Source organism: Ramlibacter sp. (genome assembly GCF_035554825.1).
Classification (GTDB): Bacteria; Pseudomonadota; Gammaproteobacteria; order Burkholderiales; family Burkholderiaceae_C; genus Ramlibacter.
The window spans coordinates 67090-81334 of the sequence record NZ_DATMHS010000023.1 but is presented as its reverse complement, the minus strand read 5'-3'; the positions used below and the strand labels follow the sequence as shown (position 1 = coordinate 81334).

Sequence of the window (14245 nt, the reverse complement as noted above, 5' to 3'; positions counted from 1 at the left end):
GGCGCCGATCAGGCCCAGCACCATCAGCGAGAAGTATTCGGCCGGGCCGAACTTGAACGCCACTTCGGTCAGCGGCGCGGCGAAGGCGGCCAGGATCAGCGTGCCGACGCAGCCGGCGAAGAACGAGCCGATGCCGGCGGCAGCCAGCGCCGGGCCGGCGCGTCCCTGCCGCGCCATCTGGTAGCCGTCGATCACCGTGACCACCGAGGCTGATTCACCCGGCAGGTTGACCAGGATGGCGGTGGTGGAGCCGCCGTACTGGGCGCCGTAGTAGATGCCGGCCAGCATGATCAGGGCCGACACCGGCGGCAGCGCGTAGGTGGCCGGCAGCAGCATCGCGATGGTGGCGACCGGGCCGATGCCGGGCAGCACGCCGATCAGCGTGCCCAGCACGCAGCCGACGAAGCAATACAGCAGGTTGATCGGCGTGAAGGCGACGCCGAAACCGATGGCAAGGTTCGAGAACAGTTCCATGGTGTCGTCTCTTTCAGCCGGTGATGAAGGTGGGCCAGACCTGGAACTGCAACTTGAGCAGCACGATGAAGGCAAGGTAGCTGCCGATCGCCAGGACGGTGGCCAGGATCACCACCTCCTTCCAGTTGAATTCGTCGCCGGCCAGCGCCGCCACGAAAGTGAGCCCGTAGATCGCGATGATCAGGCCCATCGCCGGCACCCCGATGCTGGGCAGGCCGCCCAGCAGGATGCCGAACAGCAGGTTGGCGCCGATGATGAAGCCCAGCGGCTTCCAGGCCCAGGCGCCCACCGGCTCGCCGTCCTCGGTCTCCACCACCAGCGACTCGAAGACGATGAAGCCGCCCAGCGCGGTGAGCAGGATGCCGAGCATCAGCGGGAAATAGCCGGGGCCCATCCGGGCGCCCTCTCCGATCGTGTAGGTGGTCGCGCCCCAGGCGAAGGCAATGCCCATCGCCATGAACATGAGCCCGGAGAAGAAGTCCTTCTGGCTCTTGATTCTCATGCGGTCTCCTCGAGACAAACTTCGAAGAAGCCGATTGTCTGACCTAAGGCTGACTTGGCGGATGTGGATTCCACCTATACCGGAACGGCTGACCCGTCCCTGACCCGCCGTGGCCGATTGCCGGGCTGTCAATCCAGCGGCGGCGTGGCAGTGAGCACTTCCTCGACCGTCGTGAGACCTTCGGCCACCCGCAGCACGCCGGCCAGCCGCAGCGGCCGCATGCCGTCGGCCACCGCCTGCCGGCGCAGGCTGTCGATGTCGGGCGACTGGTTCACCCGCTCCTTGAAATCCTGGGTCACGGTGAGCAGTTCGTACAGGCCCATGCGGCCCAGGAAGCCGGTCATGCGGCAGTCGACGCAGCCGACGGCGCGGTACGGCTGGTAGCTGCCGGTGATCTTCCAGGGCTTGACGAGCGCGTCCAGCGCGTCGCGCGAGGCCGCGTCGTCGGGCTGGCGGCACTGGCGGCACAGGGTCCGCACCAGGCGCTGCGCCAGCACCCCCAGCACGGTGGCGTTCACGAGATACGGCTGCACCCCGAGCTCCAGCAGGCGGGTCACCGCCGACGGCGCGTCGTTGGTGTGCAACGTGGAGAACACGAGGTGGCCGGTCAACGCCGCCTGGATCGCCATCTCGGCGGTCGCCAGGTCACGGATCTCGCCCACCATGATGATGTCCGGGTCCTGCCGCATCAGGGCCCGCAGGCCCTCGGCGAAGCCGAAATCGAGCTGCGGCTGCACCTGGGTCTGGTTGAAGGCCGGCTCGATCATCTCGATCGGGTCCTCCACCGTGCTCACGTTGACCTCCTCGGTGGCGACGCGCTTGAGCGTGGAATAGAGGGTGGTCGTCTTGCCCGAGCCGGTGGGGCCGGTCACCAGCACGATGCCGGCGGGCCGCTTGACCAGCGCCTCCCAGCGCTGCGCGTCGTGCTGCGAGAAGCCGAGCGCGTCGAGGTCCTTGACGGCGGTGTCGGGATCGAAGATCCGCATCACCATCTTCTCGCCGAACGCGGTGGGCAGCGTCGACAGCCGCATCTCGATCTCGTCGCCCCTCGGATTGCGCGTCTTGATGCGGCCGTCCTGCGGGCGGCGCTTTTCCACGACGTCCATCCGACCCAGCAGCTTGATGCGGGCGGTCATCGCGTTCAGCACGCCCATCGGCATCTGGTAGACCGGGTGCAGCACGCCGTCGATGCGGAACCGGATCACGCCCTGCTCGCGGCGCGGCTCCAGGTGGATGTCGCTTGCGCGCTGGTCGAAGGCATAGGTCCACAACCAGTCCACGACCTGGACCACGCCCTGGTCGTTGGCGTCCAGCTGCTTGTTGCTGCGCCCGAGCTCGACCAGCTGCTCGAAGCTCGCGGCCCCGCCGCTGCCGCCGGAGCGCTGCGCCGCCCGCACCGACTTGGCCAGCGCGAAGAATTCGGCGGTGAAGCGGTGCAGCTCCTGCGGGCTGGCGAGCACGCGGCGGACCGTTCGCCGCGACTGCCGCTCGACCTCGTCGACCCAGTCGGTGACGAACGGCTCCGAGGTGGCGACCACCACCTCGCTGGCGGTGACCTGCACCGGCAGCACCCGGTGCCGCTCGGCGTAGCCGGCGCTCATGGTGTCGGCGACCTTGGCCACGTCCACCTTCAGCGGGTCGATGCGCAGGTAGTCGAGGCCGGCCCGGCCGGCCAGCCACTCGGTCAGCGATTCGATGTCGAGCGCCCGGCCGTCGCCGGCGCGCGCCATCGCCACCGCCGCGAGCCGCACCAGCGGATGCTGCGCGCTCTCGGCCTGCGAGCAGCGGGCGATGGTGCGCCGCGCCTCCTCGGGGGTGATGACGCCGTCCTGGTCCAGCCAGTCGACCAGCGTGCGCCAGTCCAGCGGACCCTGGTGCGGGCCGCGGGCCGCGGCGCGGTGCCGGCCGGCGTGGCTCATGATCCGGCTCCGGCGAGCGGCTTGAAGACCTTCAGCCATTTGCGGGCCGGCAGGCCCCAGCGCGACTGGATCGCTTCGGCGCGCTGCATCAACACTCCTCGCGCCGGCTGGACCGGCGTGCGCAGCGCCAGCACGATGGTGTTGCCCTCGCGCGTGGGCCGGAACGCCCAGACCGCGTCCTCGCCGAAGACCGAGGCGATCTTCTCCAGGCTGCGCTCGTAGCTCGAGGCGCGCCCGAACAGGTTCACCGTCATGCAGCCGTCGTCGGTCAGCAGGCGGCGGCAGTGGTCGTAGAAGGCCTCGCTGTCGAGCACCGGCGCGGCCGCCTCGGCATCGTAGAGGTCGACCTGCAGCGCATCGACGGTACCGTGACGCCGCGGGTCGGCCACCACCTGCGCGGCGTCGGCCAGTTCCACGGTGAGCCGCGCGTCGTCCCCAGGCAGCTTGAACCAGAGGCGGCAGGCCGAGATCACCTGCGGGTTCAGCTCGATCGCCGTGGTCTTCATCCGCAGCTTCTTGTGGCAGAACTTGGTGATGGCGGCGGCGCCGAGCCCGAGCTGCATCGCGTGGCGCTGCGCCACCTGTTCCGGTTCGACGAACAGCAGCCAGGCCATCATCCGCTGCACGTACTCCAGCTCGATGTCGTACGGCCGGTCCAGCAGCATGGACCCCTGGATCCACAACGTGCCCAGGTGCAGGTAGCGGACGTCGCCCTCGTCGGAAAAATTGACTTCGGGCAGCGCGGCGGCGGGTTCGGAAGCTTTCACCGGGCCGATTATCGCCACGACGGATCAGCCACCGGTCGCGGCGGCGCCCAGCAGCGGCCGCAGCCGGGGCAGCACCCGCTGCGCGTTGGCCGCGCTGGCCCGCGCCAGTTCCTCCGGCGCGATGCCGCGCAGCGCGGCCAGCGCCTGCCCGATGCGCGGCAGTTCGGCCGGCTCGTTGCGTCCCTGCGGCGCGCCATCCGCGCGCTGGGCAGCCGTGCGGTAGAGCCACTGCGGCGGCATGTCGGGCGCATCGGTCTCCAGCACCAGCGCCTGCAGCGGCAGCAGCGCCGCCAGCCGGCGGATCTGCTGCGCACGCTCGTAGGTGACGGTGCCGCCGAAGCCCAGGCACAAGCCGAGCCTGACGAATTCGTCCGCCTGCTGGCGGCTGCCGTTGAACGCGTGCGCGATGCCGCCGGCGACGCGTTCGCGGCGCAGCTGCTTGAGCAGGCCGTCGGCGGAACGGCGCACGTGCAGGATCACGGGCAAGCCATGCCGGCGCGCCAGCCGCAACTGCTCGGCGAGGAAGCGTTCCTGGCGCCGCGGGTCGGGGCCGGCATCGAAGAAGTCCAGGCCGATCTCGCCGACCGCCACCAGCCGCGGGTCGTGCCGGCATTCGGTGAGCGCCTGGTCGAGGCGGTCGAGGTCCTCGAAGTCGGCGCGCCCGGTGGCCAGCGGATGGATGCCGAGCGCGTAACTGTCGCCATGCCGCGCGGCCAGTTCGCGCACGGCGCGGAAGCTGTCGATGTCCACCGCGGGCAGCACGCAATGCACGACGCCGTTGGCGCGCGCGCTCGAGCGTACGGCGTCGCGATCGGACGCGAACTCGGCCGCGTCGAGGTGGCAATGTGTATCAATCCACGCGGCCATGGCCGCATGATGCCGCAAGCCGTGCAGCCTCGCGCAAAGCGTGATACCGTAGGTTTTCACTCTGACTCCGCTGCACGACAGGTGAATGAATGCGCAGGCCAGCCCTCTACAGCTCCAGCCGACCGACCCGCTCCGGGCCGGACGCGCCGGACAGCAGCGCAGCAGCTGGTGCCGACCCGGCCGCTGAGTCCGCGCCGGCCCTGACCTCGACCACCACCGCGCCGCGCCGCCGGCTCTCGCTTTCCCACCCCGCCCTGCTGTGGAGCGCCATCGCGCTGCTCGCGGCGCTGCTGGCGGCCAGCCTCACGCTCGGGCTGCGGCCGATGCAGCGCAAGCTGACGCAGGACGACATCAACGCGGCCGTGATGAAGACGCTCGAGACCCAGGTGATGCCGTCCGAGTACGCGCGGGCCTACGACAACATCCGGCCGGCCGTGGTGCGCGTCGTCAGCTTCGTCAAGAAGAGCCGGCTGAAGGACGCCAAGGACAACGGCCACGGCGCGCCCAACGGCGCCAAGCCCAAGCCGCTGGGCTCGGCTCCCGGCGCCGAGGGCAACGGCAGCGACGAGGAGGTCGAGCACGGCGTCGGCACCGGGGTGGTGATCATCGACAAGGGCGTGATCCTGACCAACCTGCACGTGGTCTCCGGCGCCGACCGCATCGAGGTGGTGTTCTCCGACGGCCTGCAGGCCGAGGCGTCGATCAGCGGCGTGCAGCCGGAGAACGACCTCGCCGTGCTGCAGGCCAGCAAGATCCCCGACGACCTGATCGCGGCGACGATGCGCTCCACCGCCGACCTGGGACCCGGCGACCGCGTGCTGGCCGTCGGCTTTCCGTTCGGCATCGGTCCGTCCGCCTCCGGCGGCATCGTGTCCGGCCTGAAGCGCGCCTTCCGTTCGCCCGAGGGCAAGCACGAGATGACCAACCTGATCCAGTTCGACGCCGCCGCCAACCCGGGCAATTCCGGCGGCCCGCTGGTGACGATGGACGGCGAGGTGGTCGGCATCGTCACGGCCATCCTCAATCCCACCCCGGCGCGCACGTTCCTGGGCATCGGCTTTGCCGTGCCGATCGAGAACGCCGCCGCCGCGGCCGGCCTCCCGCCGTTCTGACCGGAGGCGGCGGCCACCTTTTTTCTTTGCGCAACGCCCACCACGACTGGAGCGATGGAGACCCATGGATTCGAATACCCGCCAGGACAGCGACACCGCCCAGCTCATGGAGCAGATCCTCTACGAGGTGAAGCGGGTGGTGGTCGGCCAGGACCGGTTCCTGGAACGGGTGATGGTGGCCATCCTCGCGCAGGGCCACCTGCTGGTCGAAGGCGTGCCTGGCCTGGCCAAGACGCTGACCGTCAAGACGCTGGCCAACACCATCAGCGGCCACTTCAAGCGGATCCAGTTCACGCCCGACCTGGTGCCGTCCGATCTGGTGGGCACCCGCATCTACAACCAGAAGACCGGCGACTTCACGACCGCGCTGGGACCGGTGTTCACCAACCTGCTGCTGGCCGACGAAATCAACCGGGCCCCGGCCAAGGTGCAGAGCGCGCTGCTCGAGGTGATGCAGGAGCGGCAGGTGACGATCGCCGGCCAGACGCACAAGGTGCCGGAGCCGTTCCTGGTGATGGCGACCCAGAACCCGATCGAGACCGAGGGCACCTATCCGCTGCCCGAGGCGCAGGTCGACCGCTTCATGATGAAGGTGCTGGTCGACTACCCGACCGACGAGGAAGAGTTCGTGATCGTCGAACGCGTCACCGGACCCGCGGTCCAGGTGCGGGCGGTCGCCACCACCGAGCAGCTGGCCGCGCTGCAGCGCGAATGCCGGCGCGTCTATGTCGACCCGGCGCTGGTGCAGTACGCGGTGCGGCTGGTGTCGGCCACGCGCACGCCGGACAAGCACGGCCTGCGCGACCTCGGCAGGTACCTCACCTTCGGCGCCAGCCCGCGCGCCACCATCAATCTCACCGAGGGCGCCCGCGCGCTGGCGATGCTGCGCGGCCGCACCTATGCGCTGCCCGAGGACATGAGCGACCTGGTGCCCGACGTGCTGCGGCACCGGCTGGTGCTCTCGTACGAGGCGCTGTCGGAGGGCCTCACCGCCGACGCGCTGGTGGGCAGGATCATGGGCAAGATCGCCGCGCCGGCCAAGCCGCTCGAACATGAAAAGCTGGCTGCGTAGCATCGGTGGCCGCCAGGGCCCGGGGCCGGGAGCCGAACGGGCCGAGCCGGTCCGGGCCGGCCCGGCGCCGGCGCCTGCCGCGAGCGCCGAGCACGTGCTGCGGCGCCTGGAATGGACCGCCATCCGGCGCCTGGACGGCCTGCTGCAGGGCGACTACCGCACCCTGATGCGCGGCGCCGGGCTCGACCTGGCGGACCTGCGCGAATACCAGCATCACGACGACGTGCGCCACATCGACTGGAACGTGACGGCCCGGCTGCAGGTGCCGCACGTGCGGGTGTTCACCGAAGACCGCGAGATGTCGGCCTGGTTCCTGCTGGACCTGAGCCCCTCGGTCGATTTCGGCTCGGGCGAGCAACGCAAGCGCACGGTGTCCTGCGAGTTCGTGGCGGTGCTCGCGCGCATGCTCACCCGCCACGGCAACCGGGTCGGCGCCCTGCTGTACGGATCGGGCGTCGACACCGTGATCCCGGCGCGAGGCGGACGGCGCCACGTGCTGCACCTGCTGCACAGCATGCAGCGCCGGCCGCTGGCGGCCGAAGGCAGCACCACCAAGCTGCGCGACCTGCTGGAATCGGCGGCGGGCGTCATCAAGCGCCGCTCCACGGTCTTCGTGGTCTCCGATTTCATCAGCGAACCCGGCTGGGACCGGCCGCTGGCGCTGCTGGCCCAGCGCCACGAGGTCGTCGCCGTGCGGCTGCTCGACCCGATGGAACTCGAGTTGCCGGACCTCGGCCTGCTCACCATGCGCGATGCGGAGAGCGGGGAGCAGGTGCTGGTGGACACCCACGACGCCGGCTTTCGCAAGCGCTTCGCCCGCATCGCCGCGCAGCGCGAGGCGGACCTGCGCCAGGGCTTCGTGCGCGCCGGCGTCGATGCCCTGGAACTCGCCACCGACGGCGATCTGGTCGAGACCGTGCTGCGCTTCACCGACATGCGCAAGCGCCGCGCCCAGCTCAGCGCGGGCGGCGCCTTCCCCGCCCACCTGCGGCGCGCCTGACCTGCACGAGGAACACCAGCGATGACCTTCCTCTGGCCCGAATTCCTCTGGCTGCTGCTCGCCTTGCCCTTGCTGGTGATGCTGTATCTCTGGCTGTTGCGGCGCAAGAAGAAGATGGCGCTGCGCTACGCCTCGCTGTCGATCGTGAAGGAGGCGCTCGGCCCGGGCCAGACCATCCGCCGCCATGTGCCGCCGGCGCTGTTCCTGCTCGCGATCGCCGCCATGCTGGTCGCGGCCGCCCGGCCGCAGGCCGTCATGCTGCTGCCCTCGAACCAGCAGACCATCATCCTGGCGATGGACGTGTCCGGCAGCATGCGCGCGACCGACGTCAAGCCCAGCCGCCTGGAAGCGGCGCAGAGCGCGGCCAAGGCCTTCCTGGCCGAACTGCCGCGCCACGTGAAGGTCGGCATCGTCGCGTTCGCCGGTTCGGCGCAGGTGGCGCAGCTGCCGACCACCAATCGCGAAGACCTCGTCACCGCGATCGACCGCTTCCAGCTGCAGCGCGCCACGGCCACCGGCAACGCCATCGTGATCTCGCTGGCGACGCTGTTCCCCGACGCCGGCATCGACCTGCAGTCGCTGCAGGCGGGGCGCGAGCGCCAGCGCGGCCTGGCCATCGACGCCGACCACAAGGAGAAGAAGGAGTTCACGCCGGTGGCGCCGGGCTCCTACACCTCGGCGGCCATCATCATGCTGACCGACGGCCAGCGCACGACCGGGGTCGACCCGCTGGAGGCCGCGAAGATGGCGGCGGATCGCGGCATCCGGGTCTACACGGTGGGCATCGGCACGGTCGACGGCGAGACGATCGGCTTCGAGGGCTGGTCGATGCGGGTGCGCCTGGACGAGGAGACGCTCAAGGCGATCGCCACCAAGACCAGCGCCGAGTACTTCTACGCCGGCACGTCGCAGGACCTGCACAAGGTGTACGAAACGCTGAGCTCGCGGCTGACGGTGGAGAAGAAGGAGACCGAGGTCTCGGCCCTGTTCGCCCTGGCCGCCGCGCTGCTGGCGCTGGTCTCGGCCGGCCTGTCGCTGCTGTGGTTCAACCGGATCCTCTAGGCGGGCGGACCGGGCGCACCGTGGTCCGCGCTGCGTCCTCCGCCCGCGCGCTGCGGCCCGAGGGACCGCCGCCCGACTCGCTCCCCTGGCGCGCCGCTTCGGACTTCGCGCGCAGCCTGCGCATCCCGCCCAGCCAGCGCTCGACATCCGCGGTCTTGCCGCGCAGGTAGTCCAGCACCTCGGGATGCGGCAGCACCAGGAAGCGCTCGTCGCGCATCGCCTGCACGCAGTCGTCGGCGACCTGCTCCGGCGACACCATGTTGTCCTGCAGGAAGCTCTTGCGCTCGCCCTGCCGGCCCATGAGCATGGGCGTGCGCACGCCCTGCGGGCACAGGCAGCTCACGCGGATGCCCTGGTCGCCGTACTGGATCGACAGCCACTCGGCCAGGGCGACGGCCGCATGCTTGGTCACCGCGTACACCGCCGACTCGGGATGCGACAGCAATCCCGCGGCCGATGCGGTCTGCAGCAGGTAGCCCTCGCCGCGCTCGACCATCTGCGGCACCACGGCGCGGGCGCCGTAGACATGCGCCATCAGGTTCACGTCCCACAGGCGCTGCCACTGCGCATTGCTCGCCTGCAGGCCGCCGGCCGCGGCCAGGCCCGCGTTCGAGCAGAGCACGTCGACACGTCCGTAGCGCTCGGTGGCCTGGGCAATGAGCGCCTGCACCTCGGCTTCCACCGCGACGTCGACGCGCACGGCGATGCCGCCGGCGTCGGCCGCCACGGCCTCGGCCCCGGCCTCGTCCAGGTCCGCGACGACGATGCCCGCGGCTCCCTCCCTGGCGAAGCGCCGTGCCAGCGCCGCGCCGATGCCCGACGCGCCGCCGGTCACGACGATGACCTTGCCTCTCATTTCCATGACGCGCTCCTCACATCGTCTGCGCCAGCGCCCAGGCCTGCTCGGCCAGCGGCCGCACCCGGCTGCCGGCCTGCATCGCCCGCTCGCTCGACGCATTGCCTTGCAGCGCGCGCTTCTTGATGCCTTGCACGATGCCGACCAGGCGGAACATGCCGAACACCAGGAAGTAGATCCAGTCCTCGCGGCTGGGCGCCGGCCGCCCCGTGCGCTGCAGGTACCACTGCAGGTATTCGGCCTCGCTCGGGATGCCCAGCGCCGCCAGGTCGACCCCGCGCAGGCCCCGCGAGCCTTCCCCAGCCTGCATGCGCCACGCCATGCAGTGGTAGGCGAAGTCGACCAGCGGATGGCCCAGCGTGGACAGCTCCCAGTCCAGCACCGCCAGGATGCGCGGCTCGGTCGGATGGAAGATCACGTTGTCGAAGCGGTAGTCGCCGTGGACGATGCGCGTCTCGTCGCCGGCAGGCACGTGCGCCGGCAGCCACTCGATCAGGCGCTCGACGGCCTCGACGCGGTCGGTTTCGGCCGCGCGGTACTGCCTGGTCCAGCGGCCGACCTGGCGCTCGATGTAGTTGCCCGGCTTGCCGTAATCGGCCAGGCCGATCGCCAGCGGATCGACCGAGTGCAGGGCCGCGATCACCCGTCCGAGCTCGTCGAAGTGCGCGCGCCGCTGGCCGGGGGCCATCCCGGGCAACGCCGGGTCCCACAGCACGCGGCCGTCGACGTAGTCCATGATGTAGAACATGGCGCCGATCACGCTGGTGTCTTCGCACAGCGCGTGGGCCTTGGCCACCGGCACCGGCGTCGACGCCAGCGCGCTGATCACGCGGAATTCGCGGTCGACGGCATGCGCCGACGGCAGCAACTCGCCCGGCGGCTTGCGCCGCATGACGTAGCGCTGCCCGCCTGCTTCGAGCAGGAAGGTCGGATTGCTCTGGCCGCCCTTGAACTGCTCGACGTTCAGGCTGCCGGCGAAGCCCGCCACGTGGTCCGCCATCCAGCGGGCGAGCGCGGCCTGGTCGAAGGCATGCTGCGGCGCCACCGGCCGCGTGCCCATGAACTGCTCGAAGGACATCAGGCGACTTCGAACAGGCCGGCCGCGCCCTGGCCGCCGCCGATGCACATGGTCACGACGACGTACTTCGCGCCGCGGCGCTTGCCTTCGATCAGCGCGTGGCCGGTCAGGCGCGAGCCGGTGACGCCGTACGGATGGCCCACCGCGATCGCCCCGCCGTTGACGTTCAGCAGTTCGTCGGGGATGCCCAGCTTGTCCCGGCAGTACAGCACCTGCACGGCGAACGCCTCGTTGAGCTCCCACAGGCCGATGTCCTGCATCTTCAGGCCGGTGCGTTCCAGCAGGCGCGGAATCGCGAACACCGGGCCGATGCCCATCTCGTCGGGCTCGCACCCGGCGACCGCGAAGCCGCGGAAGATGCCCAGCGGCCGGATGCCCCGCTGCTCGGCGAGCTTGGCGTTCATCAGGACGCAGGCGGACGAGCCGTCGCTGAACTGGCTGGCGTTGCCCGCGGTGATCACGCCGCCGGGCAGCGCCGAGCGGATCCTGGCGACGCCTTCCAGCGTGGTGTCCGCGCGGATGCCCTCGTCGGCGGCGATCGTCACTTCCCTGCGGCCGATCCGGCCCGTCGCCTTGTCGACCACGCCCATCACGGTGGTCATCGGGACGATCTCGTCGTCGAACTTGCCGGCGGCCTGGGCGGCGGCGGCGCGCTGCTGGCTGCGCACGCCGTACTCGTCCTGCTTCTCCTTGGAGATGTTGTAGCGCCTGGCCACGGTCTCGGCGGTCTGCAGCATCGTCCAGTAGATCTCGGGCTTGCGCTCCAGCATCGCCGGATCGGCGCGCATGTGGCGGTTGGCCTCGTTCTGCACGCAGGAGATGCTCTCGACGCCGCCGGCCACCATCACCGGGACCTGGTCGACGATGATGCGCTGCGCGGCCATGGCGATCGCCTGCAGGCCGGAGGAACAGAAGCGGTTGATGGTCACGCCGGTGGTCGTGACCGGCAGGCCGGCGCGCAGCGCGGCCACCCGGGCGACGTTGCCGCCGGTGGTGCCTTCGGGGTTGGCGGCGCCCAGAATCACGTCCTCGACCTCGTCCGGCGCGAGGCCGGCGCGCTTGACGGCGTGCTCGATCGAATGCGCCGCCAGCGTCGCGCCGTAGGTCATGTTGAATGCGCCTTTCCAGCTCTTGGCCAAGCCGGTGCGCGCGGTGGAGACGATGACGGCTTCGGTCATGGCGGTTCCCCTGGATCAGTTGAAGGTCTTGCCGGCTTCGGCGAGCTGGACCAGCAGCGGCGCCGGCTGCCAGGACGGGTCGGCCCCCGGCTCGGCCGCGAAGCGCTTGAGCGCACGCACCACGTTGGGCAAGCCCACCGTGTCGGCATACAGCATCGGGCCGCCGCGATGGGCGGGGTAGCCGTAGCCGTTCAGGTACACCAGGTCGATGTCGCTGGCCCGCGCGGCGATGCCTTGTTCCAGGATGCGCGCGCCTTCGTTGACCAGGGCGTAGATGCAGCGCTCGACGATTTCCTCGTCGCCGATCCGGCGCGGCGTGATCCCGTTGGCGGCGCGGTAGTCGGCGATCAGCTGCTCGGTCAGCGGATCGGGGATGGGGTCGCGCTTGCCCGCTTCGTAGCGGTACCAGCCGGCGCCGGTCTTCTGGCCGAAGCGCCCCGCCTCGCACAGCTTGTCGGCGACCACGGCCTTCATCGCCACGCCCGCCTCGGCGGCCTTGCGCTTGCGCGTGGCCCAGCCGATGTCCAGGCCGGCGAGGTCGCCCATGCGGAACGGCCCCATGGCCAGGCCGAACTTCTGCAGCGCGCCGTCGACCTGCTGCGGCAGCGCGCCGGCATTGATCAGCCCGGCGGCCGCGGCGCCGTAACGCGCGAGCATGCGGTTGCCGATGAAGCCGTCGCAGACGCCGGCCACCACCGCCACCTTCTTGATCTTCCTGGCCAGGTCGACGCAGGTCGCCAGCACGTCCGGTGCGGTCTGCGCGCCGCGCACGATCTCCAGCAGCCGCATCACGTTGGCCGGGCTGAAGAAGTGCAGGCCCAGGACGTCGGCGGGCCGTCCGGTGAAGCCGGCGATCCGGTCGATGTCGAGGTAGGAAGTGTTCGAAGCCAGGATCGCGCCGGCCCGGCACACTGCATCGAGCCGGCGGAACACCTGCTCCTTGACTTCCATGTTCTCGAACACCGCTTCGATCACGAGGTCCACCTCGGCGAGCGGCGGGTAGTCCAGCACCGGGGTGATCAGCGCCATCCGCTGTTCCACCTGCTCCTGCGTGAGCTTGCCCTTCCTGGCCGAGTTCTCGTAGTTCCTGCGGATGGTGGCCAGCCCCTTGTCCAGCGCCTCCTGCTTCATCTCCAGCAGCACCACCGGAATGCCGGCGTTCAGGAAGTTCATCGTGATGCCGCCGCCCATGGTCCCGGCGCCGATCACGCCCACCTGGCGGATCGGCCGCAGCTTCGCATCCTCGGGCAGGCCGGGGATCTTGCGCGCCGCGCGCTCGGCGGTGAACACATGGCGCAGGGCGCGCGCTTCGGGCGTCGCCATCAGCGACAGGAAGGCTTCGCGTTCGAGCTTCAGGCCCTCGTCGATCGGCTTGGTGGCCGACCAGCCGACGGCCTCCACGCACTTGAGCGGCGCCGGATAGGGGCCGGCCGCCGCCGCCACGTTGTTGCGCGCGAACTGCAGGAACGCCTCGGTCTGCGGATCGCTCAGCTTCAGGTCGCGCAGCCGCTTGAGCGGCAGCTGCTCGGCGACGATCCGCTCCGCGAGCACGAGCGCGGCCGCCACCGGATCGCCGTCGGTCACCTGGTCGAACAGCGCCGTGCCCTGCAGCTTCGCGGCCGGCACCGTGGCACCGGAGACGATCATGTTCAGCGCGGTCTCCAGTCCCACCGCCCGCGGCAGCCGCTGGGTGCCGCCGGCGCCCGGCAGCAGGCCCAGCTTGACTTCAGGCAGCGCGATCTGCGCGTCCGCCCTGGCGACGCGGTAGTGGGCGCCCAGCGCCAGTTCCAGGCCACCGCCCATGCAGACGCCCGCGATCGCGGCCACCACCGGCTTGCTCGCGTTCTCCAGCGCGGCGATGACGACCGGCAGGCGCGGCTCGCGCGCGGCGTTCGGCGTGCCGAATTCCTTGACGTCGGCCCCGCCCGAGAACGCGCGGTCGTTGCCGGTGATCACGATCGCCTTCGCATCGTTGTCGGCCAGCGCGCGATCGAGCGAGTCCATGATGGCGGTGCGCAGCGCGGCGCCGAGGCCGTTGACGGGGGGCGAGTCGAGGGTGATGACGGCGATGCGGCCGCGGACGTCGTAGCGGGTGCTGCTCATGGCAGGCTCTCCTTCATGGCGAAGCGATGGGATGCGGACGGCCGTCGCGGGACCGGCGAGGCGGCAGTTCTGCAGCGCAGAACCGTTGGTGGCGACCACCCGATCGATGCTAGCACCCGGGGCAGAAGCTGTAAATTGCGCCACGCCATTCGGTCGCTGGCGCGCCAGCCTCGCATTGACAGGCCGGGGCCGCGGCGAAACAATCCGGCGCTCGCCGCCCCGCCTTCTGCACTGCGGCCCGACCGCAGCCGCTGC

Annotated in this window: 13 protein-coding genes; 4 read left to right on the top strand and 9 right to left on the bottom strand. The window is 70.5% G+C overall.

Annotated features, from left to right (window positions below):
- From VNT59_RS02310 to VNT59_RS02290, 5 genes are all read right to left on the bottom strand, one after another.
- Positions 1 to 474: tripartite tricarboxylate transporter permease (locus VNT59_RS02310; RefSeq protein ID WP_325496229.1), on the bottom strand; the 474-nt coding region annotated here is incomplete at its 3' end.
- A gap of 13 nt (positions 475 to 487) precedes the next feature.
- Entirely contained in the window at positions 488 to 976 is a 489-nt protein-coding gene (locus VNT59_RS02305) for a tripartite tricarboxylate transporter TctB family protein (RefSeq protein ID WP_325496227.1), read from the bottom strand.
- 128 nt (positions 977 to 1104) lie between these two features.
- Positions 1105 to 2895 carry a GspE/PulE family protein gene (locus VNT59_RS02300; protein WP_325496225.1) on the bottom strand — a complete coding sequence of 597 codons (1791 nt, stop codon included), beginning with the start codon at positions 2893 to 2895 and terminating at the stop codon, positions 1105 to 1107.
- Complete coding sequence (locus VNT59_RS02295) at positions 2892 to 3662, bottom strand: spermidine synthase (protein ID WP_325496223.1); 771 nt, start codon at positions 3660 to 3662, stop codon at positions 2892 to 2894. Before VNT59_RS02295 ends, VNT59_RS02300 begins: the two co-directional genes overlap by 4 nt.
- 24 nt (positions 3663 to 3686) lie before the next feature.
- The gene (locus tag VNT59_RS02290) at positions 3687 to 4529 is read right to left on the bottom strand and encodes a TatD family hydrolase (RefSeq protein ID WP_325496221.1); all 843 of its coding nucleotides are present in this window, start codon (positions 4527 to 4529) and stop codon (positions 3687 to 3689) included.
- A gap of 89 nt (positions 4530 to 4618) precedes the next feature.
- On the opposite strand from VNT59_RS02290, the gene VNT59_RS02285 reads away from it, so the two are divergent.
- From VNT59_RS02285 to VNT59_RS02270, 4 genes are all read left to right on the top strand, one after another.
- A complete protein-coding gene (locus tag VNT59_RS02285; protein ID WP_325496219.1) occupies positions 4619 to 5641 on the top strand; it encodes a S1C family serine protease in 1023 nt (340 codons plus the stop codon).
- A 64-nt stretch (positions 5642 to 5705) separates the two neighbouring features.
- Positions 5706 to 6713 carry an AAA family ATPase gene (locus tag VNT59_RS02280; protein ID WP_325496217.1) on the top strand — a complete coding sequence of 336 codons (1008 nt, stop codon included), beginning with the start codon at positions 5706 to 5708 and terminating at the stop codon, positions 6711 to 6713.
- Entirely contained in the window at positions 6694 to 7713 is a 1020-nt protein-coding gene (locus VNT59_RS02275; RefSeq protein ID WP_325496215.1) for a DUF58 domain-containing protein, read from the top strand. Before VNT59_RS02280 ends, VNT59_RS02275 begins: the two co-directional genes overlap by 20 nt.
- 21 nt (positions 7714 to 7734) lie before the next feature.
- Positions 7735 to 8775 carry a VWA domain-containing protein gene (locus tag VNT59_RS02270; protein ID WP_325496213.1) on the top strand — a complete coding sequence of 347 codons (1041 nt, stop codon included), beginning with the start codon at positions 7735 to 7737 and terminating at the stop codon, positions 8773 to 8775.
- On the opposite strand, the gene VNT59_RS02265 is transcribed toward VNT59_RS02270, so the two are convergent.
- The 4 genes from VNT59_RS02265 to VNT59_RS02250 are packed head-to-tail and all read right to left on the bottom strand — an operon-like array spanning position 8759 to position 13990.
- A complete protein-coding gene (locus VNT59_RS02265; RefSeq protein ID WP_325496212.1) occupies positions 8759 to 9637 on the bottom strand; it encodes an SDR family oxidoreductase in 879 nt (292 codons plus the stop codon). The two genes, VNT59_RS02270 and VNT59_RS02265, sit on opposite strands and share 17 nt — an antisense overlap.
- Before the next feature lie 10 nt (positions 9638 to 9647).
- Positions 9648 to 10709 (bottom strand): phosphotransferase, encoded by a 1062-nt coding sequence (locus tag VNT59_RS02260; RefSeq protein WP_325496210.1) that lies wholly within the window; start codon positions 10707 to 10709, stop codon positions 9648 to 9650.
- A complete protein-coding gene (locus VNT59_RS02255) occupies positions 10709 to 11887 on the bottom strand; it encodes an acetyl-CoA C-acyltransferase (RefSeq protein ID WP_325496208.1) in 1179 nt (392 codons plus the stop codon). The genes VNT59_RS02260 and VNT59_RS02255 overlap by 1 nt, the downstream gene beginning before the upstream one ends.
- A 15-nt stretch (positions 11888 to 11902) precedes the next feature.
- Complete coding sequence (locus tag VNT59_RS02250; RefSeq protein WP_325496206.1) at positions 11903 to 13990, bottom strand: 3-hydroxyacyl-CoA dehydrogenase NAD-binding domain-containing protein; 2088 nt, start codon at positions 13988 to 13990, stop codon at positions 11903 to 11905.
- Positions 13991 to 14245 lie beyond the last annotated feature (255 nt).

Bases quoted from the DNA above. Each gene is read 5' to 3' on its own strand.
- VNT59_RS02285 (WP_325496219.1), top strand. From the start codon at position 4,619: ATGCGCAGGCCAGCCCTCTACAGCTCCAGCCGACCGACCCGCTCCGGG.
- VNT59_RS02290 (WP_325496221.1), bottom strand. From the start codon at position 4,529: ATGGCCGCGTGGATTGATACACATTGCCACCTCGACGCGGCCGAGTTC.
- VNT59_RS02280 (WP_325496217.1), top strand. From the start codon at position 5,706: ATGGATTCGAATACCCGCCAGGACAGCGACACCGCCCAGCTCATGGAG.
- VNT59_RS02305 (WP_325496227.1), bottom strand. From the start codon at position 976: ATGAGAATCAAGAGCCAGAAGGACTTCTTCTCCGGGCTCATGTTCATG.
- VNT59_RS02265 (WP_325496212.1), bottom strand. From the start codon at position 9,637: ATGGAAATGAGAGGCAAGGTCATCGTCGTGACCGGCGGCGCGTCGGGC.
- VNT59_RS02250 (WP_325496206.1), bottom strand. From the start codon at position 13,990: ATGAGCAGCACCCGCTACGACGTCCGCGGCCGCATCGCCGTCATCACC.
- VNT59_RS02270 (WP_325496213.1), top strand. From the start codon at position 7,735: ATGACCTTCCTCTGGCCCGAATTCCTCTGGCTGCTGCTCGCCTTGCCC.
- VNT59_RS02255 (WP_325496208.1), bottom strand. From the start codon at position 11,887: ATGACCGAAGCCGTCATCGTCTCCACCGCGCGCACCGGCTTGGCCAAG.
- VNT59_RS02260 (WP_325496210.1), bottom strand. From the start codon at position 10,709: ATGTCCTTCGAGCAGTTCATGGGCACGCGGCCGGTGGCGCCGCAGCAT.
- VNT59_RS02300 (WP_325496225.1), bottom strand. From the start codon at position 2,895: ATGAGCCACGCCGGCCGGCACCGCGCCGCGGCCCGCGGCCCGCACCAG.
- VNT59_RS02275 (WP_325496215.1), top strand. From the start codon at position 6,694: ATGAAAAGCTGGCTGCGTAGCATCGGTGGCCGCCAGGGCCCGGGGCCG.